Below are 13873 nucleotides of genomic sequence, written 5' to 3' on the forward strand. Positions count from 1 at the left end.
TAGATAAGCAATAATACGTTTTCCTACAAACCTATCATTTTAATGGGAAAAGCACCCTCATACCATAAGCTTTATGGCAAAGGGTGCTTTGTTGTCGTTTAGCGAGTCATGCTTGGTGTCTTGTTCATCATGCTTTTGGTTTTTTCGGAATCAGTCATGCCCCCAAAGCTTTTCACAAGACGATCGACTGTTTGAGTATGAGCTGTCCCCGTCGTGCTTTGCGTACTTGCTGTTTTTGCCGAGGAATTCGCTACATGAGACAATTCCTTAGTCATATTTGGATCATCGGTTAAATACACCTTGTAATACCGTGGCGCAATGGACAAAGCGCTATTCCGAGCCTTTACGGTAGCAGAGCGATCATCTTTATCAGATGTTTTGACACCGACAAAAATTTCTTCATCCGTCACTAGAACGGTAGCATTATCAATTCCTGGAACACTACAAACAACTTGACCTACTGCTTGTGCCAATGCATCACGGTCAATATAGACGCGCGATGTTTTTTCGTACCCGCGCAATTGATTGCGATGTACAACAGCATATCCTGTTGTATTTGCATTTTGGCCATAGGAGGTGTTATAGGTGCTATATATGCTTGGTGCACCTGTTCCATTCATTGCATTGTAATACGGATAAGAATGCGTACTGTTAGTGCTGCCATATGCATTGTAGATTCCTACCCCATTCATCCGATAGCTTTGTCCATAGCTTTCATTGGAGTATAGGCTGGCTCCTTTAGTCAAAGTTTGTCCAGAATAGGGGTAACCACTCCTGTTATAGGTGTTTGCTCTATACATAGAATTCGGAGTAGCTGTACCATATGGGGTTGTTCGATACGCAGAGGTTCCGCCATTTCTTAGGTAATCATTGTAATTAGGCTCACTGCCATAGAAAAAAGATGGACGTCCAACATTGTTACGATAACCAAACCCTTCGTAATCATAGTTATTGATGCTTGTACCATAATTACGGTTTGTGTATGCAGAGCTGGTATAGGATTTTGTTTGAGCTGTTCCGCCACCAGGGTTGGTTCCACAAGCAGATGTAAGTAATGCTAAGCTGGCTACAGTAGCAAAAATCCATTTCTTTTGCATAGATGGACACCTCCTGAGAATAGATTGCCCTCTTTAAGGATATGTTTTTCCGTAAAAAATGTGGTAAGATTGGAGAAGATGGTCATGTTTGAGGTTTAAGAAGAGGAGGAAGTACTCTTGATTCGCTTGCAAGCAGGTGTGTATGAATTATTGGAAGAAAATCGTGATGGCTGGAATCTGGAGGTCTGCAAAGAACGCTACAGCGATGTATTGGATAAATACGATTACATCGTAGGTGACTGGGGCTATGGCCAGCTTCGTTTACGCGGATTCTTTGAAAATACAAATCGTAAAGTGCCTTTTGAGCAAAAAATTGCTGCCTTAGATGAGTATCTTCAGGAATATTGCAATTTCGGCTGTGCTTATTTTGTTCTCAAACGCACCAAACGTTTGAATGAATCTGAGCTAGAAGACGAAACAGACCAAACCCTGATTGATTTGGAAAGCCTAGATAAAGAATCATCTTCTCAAGCGACCCAAACTCCTACCCGACCTCGAAATTATGAACGTCCCTTTAAACGTCGATCGGACAAGAATGATAAGCCGTCTCGTTTTCCTCGACAAGATCGGGAGCGTCCGAATAAAGAGGGGAAAGATGGGAAGGATCGAGGGAATCCGAAAGCCAATCGCACCGAACAAATAAGCAAAGAGAAGCGTGCTAACAATCAAGCTCCAAAAGGACCACGGGTCAAACCAGCGGCTCCACCTACTAAAAAAGTAATTCAAACGGAGAAATAACGATACAAAAAACACCTGATGAGACAAAAAAGGATTCTCAGCAGGTGTTTTTTTGATTAGTTATACGGACTCATATCCATGTTCTTCTTCCCCATATACTGGTCCATCCACACTACGGTAGAAAAATGGTGAAAAAAAGGGTGGGTAAAAGGGCGGATAAATGGATGGATATGGGCTGAAATAATGCGGGTGGTGGTGATGTCTATGATGATAATGGGAACTATCGTGACGCCAATCGCGTCTTTGTACAGGAACGTATTGATAAGGCGAATACTCAGGAATCACATAGGGTGTGTTGGCTGGGGAATAATAATGAGGGTAACTATCTGCATAGTTGTAAGCATTTTCTACACTGTACTCTGTATGTTGAATCTGATCGCTGGGCTCAGGCTGTTGGGGACTATGACCTTGGATTGGTTGGTTTTCGAATTGACTTTCCATAATCGACGATACACTCCTCACATTTTCTAGTTTCTATTTATGGAAGCAGTATACGAGGAAAATAGGCATTTGGCGTATGTCCGTGTGTAAAATGGGCGCCAAAGGCAAAAAAAAAAGCCCTCTGGCAATGCAGAGGACTCAGTATTGTTACCCAATGACTCGAACTAAAAACTCTTTTAATTCTTCCGCTTCTGCCTCAGTGATTTGATAGGCATACTCCAGGTATCCTTCTTCTTCTAAGTCATCTGGACCGATAATCGCACTGCGGCCGTTCTGAATATTGACAACCAACTTTTTGCCATAAAAACGACTTGTTTTGATAATTGCCAGATCAAAACGTGTGGAATCGCCCATAAAACTGACAAATCGAGTCGTTGTTTCTTCCGTTTCATCATACAGATAGAAAGGCTCGTGGGACATTATATTACCCTACTTCCATACTAAGTTTGGTTTATGATCTAGACTGTGTCTAGCCTCTACGAATCGAATCGTTCTAGTCTTTGCTCTCATGACTAGGGAATGAGTCTTAGCTATATTATTGCTTAGAAACTTAACCCCTTGCAATAGTTCACCGTCTGAAACTCCAGTTGCGGCAAAAATGGCATCATCACCAGAAACCAAATCATTAATTTTCAGGAGCTGCTCAGGATCATCAAGTCCCATTTGGCGGCAACGCTCGCGTTCTTCATCGTTTTGTGGCTTTAATCGTGCCTGCATATCTCCGCCTAAGCATTTGATAGCAGCAGCACTAATGACGCCCTCAGGAGCACCGCCAATGCCTACAAACAAATCAATTCCCGATTCCTCTGGCATAGAAGCAGCAATAGCAGCACCTACGTCACCATCTCCAAACAGCTTGACACGAGCCCCAGTTTCTAGAATTGCGTTAATGATATCCTGATGGCGCTCCCTTTCCTGAACAATCACGGTGACGTCTTCTATTCGTTTTTGATTTGCTTTTGCAACTGTTTCTATCATTTTTTCGATTGGATCATCTAGATTGATTAGACCGGCTGCGGCAGGTCCTACTACTAATTTTTGCATGTACATATCTGGTGCATGCAGCATAGTGCCACGATCTCCAATTGCAAGAACTGCCATGGCGTTATTGTGGCCCTTCGCAAGAATCGTTGTTCCTTCCAAAGGATCTACGGCAACGTCAACCTCTGGAGAATCTTCTGATTGATTACCTAGTTTTTCTCCAATATACAGCATCGGTGCTTCATCAAGCTCTCCTTCACCGATGACAACCGTACCGCGAATGGAAATTGTGTCAAATACGGCGCGCATAGCTGATGTCGCAGCATCGTCAGCTTCATTTTTTTTGCCCCGCCCCATCCAGCGTGCAGAAGAGAGCGCTGCTGCCTCTGTAACACGAACAACCTCTAACGCTAATTCTCTTTCCATCTGATCCTCCTGTGACAATCGTTGTTATCGTTTTCTCTAAAACGTGCTTTATCGACTTCATTTTATCACATCATCTGAAAAACAACAGGTGTTGTCCTGATGAAAAGCGAAAGAAATGTTTGGATAGGGAAGGTAATGTACGGAAATCACCTCTGATCTGTTAGATAAGTTATTTCATTCAGTATTTTTGTTATAATGGGACAAGGAAATGAGGTGAGTTTGTTGACGGAAGACCTTGGGATGAGCTTACTTGTATTGCTGATGGTTGTATTCACGTTTTTTGGAACTGTGCTTTGGGCAAGGCTTGCTTCTAAAAAACGCAAAAAATAGATGATTAAGCGGGGGAAGACAACATGTACGATGTAAATACAGCAAAGGTTGAGCAGGTTCTTACTTATATGGAACGCATGCTAACGCTTTTATCTCAAAATATTACTTATTCTGATGAAGAACTGGCTTGTGACCCAATCAAACAATTAGCAATCGAACGCGCTTTGCATATATGTATAGAAGGAATTGCTGATGTAGGAAACGCTCTTATAGATGGATTTATCATGCGTGATCCTGGCAGCTATACCGATATCGTAGAAATCCTTCGCGACGAAACTGTTCTGACAAACGAGCAGGCTACAGTTCTACATCGTGTTATGGAATTTCGCAAACCACTTGTTACCTATTCAGAGATTTCTATCTTGGAAATGAGTGCATTAGTTAGAGAAGCTCTACCTATATTAACAACATTTGCACCCTCTGTTCGGACATACATTCAAAAGGAATTATTTTAGGAATAAACAAGGCAAATAGGCTATTAACAAAAGTGGATTTTTTAAACAAAAACCTTTCATTAGTTTACTAATGTTATTCCTTCCTGTAGAATAGGAGAGAAAGGACGGTGATTGTTATGTCAAAGGAACAGACTTCCACACGTGATCAAATTCTGCATATGTTAAAAGTTAAAGGTTCCCTTTCAGTTAGCGATATTGCGTTGGATTTGGGCATCACGGAGATGGCAGTGCGTCGCCATTTGAACACGTTGGAGCGTGACAATCTGATCAAGTCCTCGCTGGTACGTCAAGCGATGGGTCGTCCGACTAATGTATACTCCTTATCACAGCAAGCGGATGAATTATTTCCGCGTAACTATCATGATCTTACGCTAGACTTCCTTCAAGATTTAGTTGATATAGACGGAGCGGACAAGGTAGCAACCTTGTTTCGTAGACGAGAAGATCGACTCGAAGAAACGTATCGTCCCTATATTCAAGGCGAATTGGAAGAAAAGGTAGCTGCATTAGCGGATATACAAAATCAGAAGGGCTACATGGTGGAATGGGGTAGAGACGAGGAGACAGGGGACTATTTTATTAAAGAGTTTAACTGTCCAATCTCTCAGGTAGCTCGCCAGTTTAATCAGGCATGTAGTTGTGAATTGTCATTATTTAAACGCGTATTAGGTACAGAGGTAGAACAGGCCTCCTGTATGGCCAAAGGTGGAGACAAATGCCTGTACAAAATTAAACAAAAGGCTGAATAAAGAGCTAACAAACCACTCATCTGCGGGTGGTTTTTTGTTTTATACAAGAGGATGTCATTTGTCAAGCTTAAATCAAGCAAGTACAATAGAGAAAGGCTAGGTGAAGGGAGAGACAATATGAAAACATATAAAGGATATCTGCTTGATTTAGATGGCACCGTCTATCATGGGAACCGTGTTATACCTGAAGCTGTCACTTTTATAACATATCTTCAGGAAACAAATACTCCCTATCTATATGTTACAAATAATTCATCGACCACTCCTGAAAAGGTGGCAGAACGTCTAAGCAACATGGGCTTGCCTACCACGCCCGATCAGGTATATACAACTAGCATGGCTACAGCAAAATATTTAACAGAACAAAAGGGACGGCCCAAAACGTATTTTGCTTTAGGGGAAGAGGGTCTACAGACAGCCATGGAGGAGGCAGGATTTTCATTTACAGAAGAAAATCCCTCCTATGTAATCATCGGTATTGATCGAGACTTTACCTATGAAAAATTAACAACAGCTATGCGTGCCATTCGAAATGGAGCCACCTTTATTGCTACCAATGCAGATCCTGCTCTACCAACAGAACACGGTCTCATGCCTGGAAATGGAGCATTAGTAGCTGCTGTAGCGACTGCATCAGCCGAGCGTCCTACCATTATTGGCAAACCAGAATCCATTATTATTACGTACGCATTAGAAAAGCTGGGAACCAAACCAGAGGAGACCATCATTGTGGGGGATAACCTACACACAGATATTCAAGCGGGCATCAATAGCGGCATTGACACCCTGCTTGTGCTCTCAGGATATTCCACACTGGAGGATGCAGATAAACATGATGAACCACCTACGTATGTAGAACAAAGTCTGCTTACTTGGATGGATAAGATACGTTCTTAGCTTTAAGCTCTTCTTCTTCCTGACGCCGCCGCCGGTGGGCCAATCGGCTGGATGCTGCGGCTGCAATTGCGCCTACTAGATCGTCTAAAAAGGTATGTACACCATACTTTTTATCGTTTAATTTCTCTAGCACACCGTATTTTAGCTTGTCGGCATACCCATAATTGGTAAATCCAATACTTCCGTAAATATTGACGATCGCGAGCGCCAGAACCTCGTCTACTCCAAAGAGAGATTCATCAGTCGCAAGCATCTCTTGCAAAGGGGATAGTAGCTTGTTCTGTTCAGCTAGCATGTCTAACTGAATGCCTGTTAATAGAGCATTTTGTACCTCACGCTTTTGCAGGACGGCATTTACGCTTTCTAGACATTGCTCCATTTGCAGATCGGGTATATATTTTTCTTGGAGAAACTTTACGATCTCCCCAATATCTTCAAGGCGTACTCCTCGCTCATGCAAAAGTTCAATTGCTTTAGAGTAAACTTGTTCACTCCAAATATGCTGCTGTTGATTCAACAATAATCGCCTCTTTCTAGCCTAGATAGAGATAGCATTTGTCTTTTTTCGGAAGGCTATGCACTCACCTATGCCCATGAAATATCATAAGCTATTTCAACAGAGTCAGGGCAGGAGGTTTGGACAATGGAAGAACTATTGGGCAAGTTTTGTGAGGAGTACTCTTTTGTTGATGTAGAGTGGAAAGAGGAGAATGGACGCAAGCTGTTGTATACGGATCGAGGATTACACTACATCCACACTTGTCCCCCATCGTATCGAGCAAAGGGCTTTTTAGTTGAGAAGGCAATAGAAGCGATCCATAAAAACTGTGATCTAAAAGTCTTACCAATTTGTAAAGCTAATGATGATAATTATCATATGAAAGATGGAGAAGTTCTGTACTATCTGCAAGAGGGCATGAGGGAGACAACGTGGGAGCGTCACTATTTTAATCTGGGTAGGTCACTGGCGGAGTTTCACCAATCGACTCGCACGCTTTCATGGGATAAGCTCTATTTACCATACCGCTCCTTAGGTACATGGCCAGAGATGTGGGAAAAGAAATGTAAAACCTATGAAAGTTTACTCGATAGTTTGGAAAGATCGAAAGCATTCAACCCCTTTGAGGTTTATTTATTTACAATGTTTACGTATATACAAGTATCTGCATCTACCGCTATTGATTATTTAAATGGTAATGGTTATAAACGATTGACCAATGCTATCAGTAAGCAAGGAAAGATAGCTTTTCAGAATTTTCAAGATGGTCATATTTTGTTTCATGAAAGTGGAAAAAGATACATCGCGGGACAATATAGCTGGGTACTGGATATGCGTACGCGTGATATTGGGCAAGGTATTAAATGGATTGTTCGCAAAAATGGATGGCAAGAAGATAAAGTAATAGAATTTTTAGTGGGTTATCAATGTATAGCACAGCTCTACCCTGAGGAATATTGCTTTATTTTTGCAATGCTGCTGTACCCCTCTCGCTTTTTAAAAACAGTGGAGATTTATAGCCTCATGGGCGATGAGGAGCGTGCATTAGCGGGAGAGGATTGGCAAACCCCGCTTGATGAAGAGCTTGCTACCATGGAACAAGTGCTTGGGCAATATCCAGAAGCAATTCGTCAGTACTTCGGCGTTGAGATTCCCGAGATACATTGGCTATGGAGGTTACCTGAAGATGACAACAAAACCATTTGTATATGTGACACGGAAAGTAGCGGAGGAAGCTATGAACCATTTAGCGACTATAGCGACTGTTGAGGTATGGGATCAGGAATATCCTGTCCCCCGTGATGTTTTATTAGAAAAAGCGAAACGCTCGGACGGCTTATATGTTATGCTGTCCGACCGGATCGATCGTGAAATCATTGATGCTGCTCCTCATTTAAAAGTAATCTCTACCCTCGCTGTTGGTTATGACAATATTGATTTAGAAGCTTGCAAAGAGAGAGGTATTGTTGTAACGAATACACCAGATGTGCTAACGGATGCTACTGCTGATCTGACTTTTGGGCTGTTAATGGCGGCTGGGAGACGTTTTATAGAAGCAAACAGAGTGCTGATGAATGGAGAATGGAAAACATGGAGTCCTTATTTCATGGCGGGCCAGCGCATTCATGGTGCAACGATTGGAATCATAGGGATGGGGCGGATTGGCGAAGCTGTTGCCAAAAGAGCGGCTGGCTTTGATATGCGTATCTTATACCATAATCGGAGCCGCAGAATAGAGGCAGAACAGACCTATGAGGCTACATATTGCTCCTTACCTGATTTATTGCGTGAATCTGATTATGTGGTGCTATTAACCCCATTAACGGAGGCAACGAAAGGTCTAATGGGTGCAGAGGAATTTGCAATGATGAAGTCTACGGCAGTCTTCATTAATGCCTCGCGTGGAGCTACGGTAGATGAAGAGGCTCTATACCAAGCTTTGAAACAGGGAACGATTTGGGCGGCTGGCCTAGATGTTTTCCAACAAGAGCCGATTCCAACAAATCATCCCCTCCTATCACTTCCAAATGTAGTGGCTCTTCCACATATCGGTAGTGCTACTTATGAAACGCGAGATCGTATGGCAATGCTTGTCTCAGAAAATCTAGTGGCAATACTTTCAGGAGACGAGGCGATTACTCCTGTATGAACCCAACCTTTTTGATGTCTTTGGTCTGTTTCGTCTTCCTAGTGATAGTGTTGCTAGTGGTGATTAGCATGTATGTTGGCCATAAATTACTGCATCCAAGACGTAAGCCGATTAATGTTCATCCTGAGGATTACGGTTTACCTGCATATGACTGTATTACATTTCCAAGTCGTGATCAGTTGAAGATGAAGGGCTGGTATTTTTCTGCTGAGAAGCACCGAGAAGCACTTTTGAATCAAATAGATAACGGAGCAGCAGAGGCTAAACAGGAAAACAATTCTGTACAACCACTTAAGCATGCTACGATTATTGTTGCCCATGGCTACAGCCAAAATCGCTTAGAACAGCATTTACCGGCGTTAACGCTTGCTAAATCCTTTGTGGAAGCTGGGTATGATACACTCCTTTTTGATTTTCGAAATGCTGGGGAATCAGAAGGGAATTTGACTACAATTGGATTAGAAGAGCAGAAGGATTTGTTAGGAGCAATTGATTTTGCTAAAAACTACGCTCCAGATCATTCTATTGGTTTGATTGGTTTTTCTATGGGGGCGGCTACCGCTCTGCTGGTTGCAGGGGAAGATGAACGCGTGAATGCGGTGGTTGCGGATTGTCCCTTTGCTTTGCTATCTGATTATCTTTCTAACAATTTGCCAGTGTGGACAAGACTTCCTTCCTTTCCGTTTACATCGATTATCCTAACTGTCATACCGATCTTGGTGGGGGCAAGCCCAAAGCAGGTGAAGCCTATAGAGGCAGTAAAACGATACGGCTCTAGACCGTTGTTCCTTATTCATGGCAGAGAGGATAAGACAATTCCTTATAAGGAAAGCGAAAAATTATATGAAGCAGCCATGCACCCCGAAGCAGAATTATGGTTAGTTCCAGAATCCGATCATGTGCGGTGTTATACAAGAGACAGAGCATTGTATTCTCGTCGAGTAATTCAGTTTTTTGATCGCTTTGTGGGGAAAAGTCCGAATAACTAAAATCGGACTTTTCCTATATATTGCATCGGTTTTTACACAAAAAAAGCATTCAAGGCATAGGCGCATGAATGCTTTCAATCGTATAATAATCTTAAAATACTTGTTGAACTTCTACAACACCAGGTACTTCTTCAACTAATGCGCGTTCAATACCGGCTTTTAGGGTGATGGTAGAAGAAGGGCAGCTACCGCAAGCACCCATCAAACGTAGTTTAACGATGCCATCTTCAACGTCAACAAGCTCAACGTCACCGCCATCGCGTTGAAGGTACGGACGAAGCTTTTCTAGTACTTCTTGTACTTGTTCTTTCATGGATAATCACTCCTTTTCAACTCCATTCTATTATAATCTCCCTACTTACGAAAATCCATGAGTTTCTATACTTATTATCATTCTTTTATCAAAAATAGGGGAGAAATGCACAATTGTTGCTGGTTCATGAGAAAGTCCTTCCTGAGCGGACAGTATGAAGATAAATGCAAAAAGTTTGTTGAAAGCATGGTATACTAATGGCGTTCCTATTTGTACTTATATATTCCTGCATATAAACATTGGATCGGAGGCAGATCTACGTGAAGGTTTATCGCAACATAAAGGAATTAATCGGAAATACACCTATTGTTGAACTGACGCAATTTTCTTTACCAGAAGGAGTTCGTCTGTTTGCCAAATTGGAGTCCTATAATCCAGGGGGTAGTGTAAAAGATCGTCTCGGAGTAGAATTAATACGAGATGCAGAAGAACGCGGTCTCTTGCAGCCTGGCGGGACTATTATTGAACCAACAGCAGGGAACACAGGGGTTGGTGTAGCGCTGGCCGCAGTCAATACCTCTTATCGTGTAATCTTTTGTGTACCTGAAAAATTTTCAATGGAAAAGCAAGAGCTTATGCGCGCCTTGGGGGCGGAAGTGATAAATACACCAACGGAATTAGGAATAAAGGGTGCAATCGCTAAGGCAAAGGAATTAGCTGAGACCATTCCAGGAGCATTTGTGCCGCAGCAATTTGCCAACCCAGCAAACCCAGAGGCTCACTATAAAACAACAGGTCCTGAGATTTGGGATCAAATGGATGGCCAAGTGCATACCTTTGTGGCTGGTGCAGGATCTGGCGGTACCTTTATGGGAGTGGCACGTTATTTAAAAGAACAGCGTGCATCGATCAGAACTGTTATAGTTGAACCAGAGGGCTCTATCTTAAACGGAGGAGAATCTGGTCCACATAAAACAGAGGGAATTGGGATGGAGTTTATCCCAGACTTTATGGATACTTCTTATTTTGATGCCATATATACCGTTTTGGACGAGGAAGCCTTCTCTCTTGTAAAAGAATTAGCGCGTAAAGAAGGTATTTTGGCTGGTAGCTCAGCGGGTGCAGCTTTACATGCGGCTCTGCAGGAAGCAGAAAAATCTGTTCCAGGAACGAATATTGTTGTACTATTTGCAGATAGTAGTGAGCGATATCTATCGAAACAAATCTATCAGGGGGGTCTATGACATGAGAATGAAAACTCGATTAATTCACGGTGGTATTGAGGGAGATATTCATACAGGAGCAGTATCCACACCGATTTATCAGGTGAGTACCTATAAACAAGAAGGAATTGGCGTTCATAAAGGCTATGAATATTCTCGTACAGGTAATCCGACACGCCATGCACTAGAAACCTACATGGCTGACTTGGAAGGTGGGGCACGCGGATTAGCGTTTGGTTCGGGAATGGCAGCTCTATCCACTATTCTGTCCCTATGCAGTCAAGGGGATCATCTTGTTGTTGGAGATGATGTCTACGGTGGTACTTATCGCGTAATTACTCGCGTTTTCTCAAAATTGGGCTTGGAGGCTACCTACGTCGATACGACTGACCTTGCTGCTGTCGAAAAAGCATTACGTCCTAATACTCGAATGATTATTATGGAAACGCCTACCAATCCTTTGTTAAACGTAACAAACATAAGAGCGGTAGCCGCTATTGCAAAGTCTAAAGGGATTTTACTCGTAGTAGATAATACCTTTATGACTCCTTATTGGCAGAACCCATTGGATTTGGGTGCCGATATTGTCTTCCATAGCGCGACGAAATATTTAGGCGGGCATAGTGACGTAGTAGCTGGTATCGTTGTGACGAAGGAAGCCGAGCTTGGTGAACAGTTGCACTTCCAGCAAAATGCCATTGGGGCAATTTTAGGTCCTCAGGATTCATGGTTATTGCTGCGTGGAGCTAAGACTCTGGGACTCCGCATGGAGGAGCATGAGAAGAACGCAAATCAATTAGCTAAGTGGCTCCAAGAACAAGCCTCGATCAGCCGTGTGCTTTATCCAGGCCTTGCATCTCATCCAGGCCATGAGCAAATGAAAAAACAAGCACGAGGCTTTGGCGGCATGATTTCTTTTGATGTAGGCAGCGATAAACGTGCAGAAGAAGTTTTATCTAAATTAAAGTACTTCACTCTTGCTGAATCCTTAGGAGCAGTTGAAAGCTTAATCGGATTACCTGCTCGTATGACCCATGCCTCGATTCCTGCCGAACGACGTGCAGAGCTAGGGATAACAGATGGATTGCTTCGTATCTCTGTAGGTATTGAGGATGTAGAGGATTTAATGGAAGATCTGGAACAAGCTTTATCGTAAAAAATTATAGTTGTTAGTTTATAAAATCAGAAGCCAACCCAAACAGCGAAAAATGTTGGGTTGGCTTTTTTCGCTTATACAGTACTCTTAATTTGGCTAGATGCATGGTATTGTATTTGTTCGAGTAAACTCTAAGAGATGCTATAAAAATACAAGAATGTAAATAGTACGCCCTGTCGTACATGCTTTTATTAAGCTAGAAATGTTATTTTTTGAGAAAGGTTTGAATGTTCAATCGACATAGACGGCTATAAACTAAAAACAATATAATGAAGACAAATAGGGAAGCGGAGGGGTTCAAATGAACGTAGAAATCTTGGTATATGGAACGGAGCAATTATGCGCAAGCTGTGTGAATCTACCTTCAGCTAAAGAAACAGCAGTATGGCTAGAAGCGGCTGCTGGAAGAAAGTTTGTACAGGATCAATTTGTCGTACGCTACTGTGATTTCTTACACCCAACGACAGAAGTGGATAAATTATGGGCAAAAAGAATTGTAGAAGAAGATTTGTGGTACCCACTTGTCGTAATTTCCGGGGAAATTGTCGGAGAAGGAAATCCAAAGCTAAAGCAGGTGTATGATGCTTTAGAAAAAGCAGGCGTTCAACCGATCGAAAGCGTTTAGGAAATGGAAAAAATAAGGTGTAACCTTTTTGTAAAGACTTCCTTACAGGGAAAACGTTATGATAAAGATGCAATCATAACAGAAAGAGAAGATGATGAATGAAAAACCATAAATGGATAGGGCTTTTAACCCTCGGCTTTTTGCTTGTCACCGGATGTAGTGATCGGTCATTAACCAATCCCGCGTTGCTATCGAATGTTGGTGCAGAGGATACAACTTTAGAGATGTCGAACCAAATACCAAATGATCCTGCAAAGCCAGAGCAGCCTGATAAACCACAATCCATAAGCAATCCCTCACCTATTGTGAAACAAGAAGGTATCGAAAAACAATGGGAAAAAGATATAATGCCAATTGATCCTAGTAAAGCAATTGGAATGACAATACAGCAATTATTTGCAGAAAAAGGTGAAGGGAAAAAGGATTATGGTTATAATGCGGATGGAAAATTCCTATCGGCTATTGAATACAAGGAAACGTGGTTTCAATGGAAGGAGCCAGCGAGAGCTCAATATATTATCAATAATAACAAAGTAATGCAAATTACCTTAACCTATGAGAAAAGCACAAAGGTGCATGATCTCATTAAACAGATATCCAGTCTCCTAGGCGAGGGAGAACAACGTAAAGAAATAGGCGCTCCTTCCTCATACTCTGCTCACTGGAAAACAGAAACGGCAACATTTGACCTACAGTATTTTGACACCTATACAGAGATTTACATCTTTCCTACCCGGTAAAGAATTGATCAATGAACAGAAAACCTACCTTGCCCGTCTACTTTTGGGAACAAAGGTAGGTTTTTTTGTATTCACGGTGCTTTTGCTAGCGGACAAAACTGTGTTACGTTTCAATTCACTTCTGT

General features: G+C 42.2%; 17 protein-coding genes. 11 read left to right on the forward strand and 6 right to left on the reverse strand.

What is annotated here, in order from left to right; genetic code table 11:
• Positions 1-98: 98 nt before the first annotated feature.
• Positions 99-1097, reverse strand: coding sequence for a YhcN/YlaJ family sporulation lipoprotein (locus AYJ08_RS21410; RefSeq protein WP_064019395.1), 999 nt, complete (start codon positions 1095-1097; stop codon positions 99-101).
• Positions 1098-1214: 117 nt separating this feature from the next.
• Here AYJ08_RS21410 and AYJ08_RS21415 point away from each other — a divergent pair, with 117 nt between their 5' ends.
• Positions 1215-1835 (forward strand): YutD family protein, encoded by a 621-nt coding sequence (locus AYJ08_RS21415; RefSeq protein WP_064019396.1) that lies wholly within the window; start codon positions 1215-1217, stop codon positions 1833-1835.
• Positions 1836-1895: 60 nt separating this feature from the next.
• Here the strand turns inward: AYJ08_RS21415 and AYJ08_RS21420 are convergent, their stop codons facing one another.
• The 3 genes from AYJ08_RS21420 to glpX all read right to left on the reverse strand — a co-directional run bounded on the left by AYJ08_RS21420 (position 1896) and on the right by glpX (position 3683).
• On the reverse strand, positions 1896-2276 hold the full coding sequence (locus AYJ08_RS21420) for a hypothetical protein (RefSeq protein WP_064019397.1): 381 nt from the start codon (positions 2274-2276) through the stop codon (positions 1896-1898).
• A gap of 147 nt (positions 2277-2423) precedes the next feature.
• Positions 2424-2696 carry a DUF3055 domain-containing protein gene (locus AYJ08_RS21425; protein ID WP_003334622.1) on the reverse strand — a complete coding sequence of 91 codons (273 nt, stop codon included), beginning with the start codon at positions 2694-2696 and terminating at the stop codon, positions 2424-2426.
• A gap of 9 nt (positions 2697-2705) precedes the next feature.
• A complete protein-coding gene (glpX, locus tag AYJ08_RS21430; RefSeq protein WP_064019398.1) occupies positions 2706-3683 on the reverse strand; it encodes a class II fructose-bisphosphatase in 978 nt (325 codons plus the stop codon).
• 353 nt (positions 3684-4036) lie between these two features.
• Between glpX and AYJ08_RS21435 the strand changes: the two genes are divergently transcribed.
• From AYJ08_RS21435 to AYJ08_RS21445, 3 genes are all read left to right on the forward strand, one after another.
• Complete coding sequence (locus AYJ08_RS21435) at positions 4037-4468, forward strand: DUF86 domain-containing protein (RefSeq protein ID WP_064019399.1); 432 nt, start codon at positions 4037-4039, stop codon at positions 4466-4468.
• Between the two features lie 116 nt (positions 4469-4584).
• Positions 4585-5217 carry a helix-turn-helix transcriptional regulator gene (locus tag AYJ08_RS21440; RefSeq protein WP_003340871.1) on the forward strand — a complete coding sequence of 211 codons (633 nt, stop codon included), beginning with the start codon at positions 4585-4587 and terminating at the stop codon, positions 5215-5217.
• 117 nt (positions 5218-5334) lie between these two features.
• Entirely contained in the window at positions 5335-6114 is a 780-nt protein-coding gene (locus tag AYJ08_RS21445) for a TIGR01457 family HAD-type hydrolase (RefSeq protein ID WP_064019400.1), read from the forward strand.
• On the opposite strand, the gene AYJ08_RS21450 is transcribed toward AYJ08_RS21445, so the two are convergent.
• The gene (locus tag AYJ08_RS21450) at positions 6086-6634 is read right to left on the reverse strand and encodes a phosphatidylglycerophosphatase A family protein (protein WP_064019401.1); all 549 of its coding nucleotides are present in this window, start codon (positions 6632-6634) and stop codon (positions 6086-6088) included. The two genes, AYJ08_RS21445 and AYJ08_RS21450, sit on opposite strands and share 29 nt — an antisense overlap.
• A 123-nt stretch (positions 6635-6757) precedes the next feature.
• On the opposite strand from AYJ08_RS21450, the gene AYJ08_RS21455 reads away from it, so the two are divergent.
• The 3 genes from AYJ08_RS21455 to AYJ08_RS21465 are packed head-to-tail and all read left to right on the forward strand — an operon-like array spanning position 6758 to position 9751.
• Complete coding sequence (locus AYJ08_RS21455) at positions 6758-7882, forward strand: protein kinase family protein (protein WP_064019402.1); 1125 nt, start codon at positions 6758-6760, stop codon at positions 7880-7882.
• The gene (locus AYJ08_RS21460; RefSeq protein WP_064019403.1) at positions 7800-8762 is read left to right on the forward strand and encodes a 2-hydroxyacid dehydrogenase; all 963 of its coding nucleotides are present in this window, start codon (positions 7800-7802) and stop codon (positions 8760-8762) included. Before AYJ08_RS21455 ends, AYJ08_RS21460 begins: the two co-directional genes overlap by 83 nt.
• Positions 8759-9751 carry an alpha/beta hydrolase gene (locus tag AYJ08_RS21465; RefSeq protein ID WP_064019404.1) on the forward strand — a complete coding sequence of 331 codons (993 nt, stop codon included), beginning with the start codon at positions 8759-8761 and terminating at the stop codon, positions 9749-9751. The genes AYJ08_RS21460 and AYJ08_RS21465 overlap by 4 nt, the downstream gene beginning before the upstream one ends.
• A 91-nt stretch (positions 9752-9842) precedes the next feature.
• On the opposite strand, the gene AYJ08_RS21470 is transcribed toward AYJ08_RS21465, so the two are convergent.
• Positions 9843-10064 carry a NifU family protein gene (locus AYJ08_RS21470; RefSeq protein ID WP_003334633.1) on the reverse strand — a complete coding sequence of 74 codons (222 nt, stop codon included), beginning with the start codon at positions 10062-10064 and terminating at the stop codon, positions 9843-9845.
• A gap of 260 nt (positions 10065-10324) precedes the next feature.
• Here AYJ08_RS21470 and cysK point away from each other — a divergent pair, with 260 nt between their 5' ends.
• From cysK to AYJ08_RS21490, 4 genes are all read left to right on the forward strand, one after another.
• Positions 10325-11248: a cysteine synthase A gene (gene cysK, locus AYJ08_RS21475; protein WP_064019405.1), complete on the forward strand. Its 924-nt coding sequence runs from the start codon at positions 10325-10327 to the stop codon at positions 11246-11248.
• Position 11249: 1 nt separating this feature from the next.
• On the forward strand, positions 11250-12383 hold the full coding sequence (locus AYJ08_RS21480) for a bifunctional cystathionine gamma-lyase/homocysteine desulfhydrase (RefSeq protein ID WP_064019406.1): 1134 nt from the start codon (positions 11250-11252) through the stop codon (positions 12381-12383).
• A 301-nt stretch (positions 12384-12684) separates the two neighbouring features.
• Complete coding sequence (locus AYJ08_RS21485) at positions 12685-13008, forward strand: YuzD family protein (RefSeq protein ID WP_064019407.1); 324 nt, start codon at positions 12685-12687, stop codon at positions 13006-13008.
• A gap of 98 nt (positions 13009-13106) precedes the next feature.
• Positions 13107-13748: a hypothetical protein gene (locus AYJ08_RS21490; RefSeq protein ID WP_064019408.1), complete on the forward strand. Its 642-nt coding sequence runs from the start codon at positions 13107-13109 to the stop codon at positions 13746-13748.
• Positions 13749-13873 lie beyond the last annotated feature (125 nt).

Origin of the sequence: Brevibacillus sp. SKDU10 (assembly GCF_001645205.1) — a bacterium.
GTDB classification, from domain to species: Bacteria; Bacillota; Bacilli; order Brevibacillales; family Brevibacillaceae; genus Brevibacillus_B; species Brevibacillus_B halotolerans.

Excerpts from the sequence above, each read along its gene's own strand:
- AYJ08_RS21465 (WP_064019404.1), top strand. The coding sequence starts at position 8,759 with ATGAACCCAACCTTTTTGATGTCTTTGGTCTGTTTCGTCTTCCTAGTG.
- AYJ08_RS21435 (WP_064019399.1), top strand. The coding sequence starts at position 4,037 with ATGTACGATGTAAATACAGCAAAGGTTGAGCAGGTTCTTACTTATATG.
- AYJ08_RS21485 (WP_064019407.1), top strand. The coding sequence starts at position 12,685 with ATGAACGTAGAAATCTTGGTATATGGAACGGAGCAATTATGCGCAAGC.
- AYJ08_RS21455 (WP_064019402.1), top strand. The coding sequence starts at position 6,758 with ATGGAAGAACTATTGGGCAAGTTTTGTGAGGAGTACTCTTTTGTTGAT.
- AYJ08_RS21420 (WP_064019397.1), bottom strand. The coding sequence starts at position 2,276 with ATGGAAAGTCAATTCGAAAACCAACCAATCCAAGGTCATAGTCCCCAA.
- glpX (WP_064019398.1), bottom strand. The coding sequence starts at position 3,683 with ATGGAAAGAGAATTAGCGTTAGAGGTTGTTCGTGTTACAGAGGCAGCA.
- AYJ08_RS21460 (WP_064019403.1), top strand. The coding sequence starts at position 7,800 with ATGACAACAAAACCATTTGTATATGTGACACGGAAAGTAGCGGAGGAA.
- AYJ08_RS21480 (WP_064019406.1), top strand. The coding sequence starts at position 11,250 with ATGAGAATGAAAACTCGATTAATTCACGGTGGTATTGAGGGAGATATT.
- AYJ08_RS21425 (WP_003334622.1), bottom strand. The coding sequence starts at position 2,696 with ATGTCCCACGAGCCTTTCTATCTGTATGATGAAACGGAAGAAACAACG.
- AYJ08_RS21490 (WP_064019408.1), top strand. The coding sequence starts at position 13,107 with ATGAAAAACCATAAATGGATAGGGCTTTTAACCCTCGGCTTTTTGCTT.
- AYJ08_RS21470 (WP_003334633.1), bottom strand. The coding sequence starts at position 10,064 with ATGAAAGAACAAGTACAAGAAGTACTAGAAAAGCTTCGTCCGTACCTT.
- AYJ08_RS21445 (WP_064019400.1), top strand. The coding sequence starts at position 5,335 with ATGAAAACATATAAAGGATATCTGCTTGATTTAGATGGCACCGTCTAT.
- AYJ08_RS21410 (WP_064019395.1), bottom strand. The coding sequence starts at position 1,097 with ATGCAAAAGAAATGGATTTTTGCTACTGTAGCCAGCTTAGCATTACTT.
- AYJ08_RS21440 (WP_003340871.1), top strand. The coding sequence starts at position 4,585 with ATGTCAAAGGAACAGACTTCCACACGTGATCAAATTCTGCATATGTTA.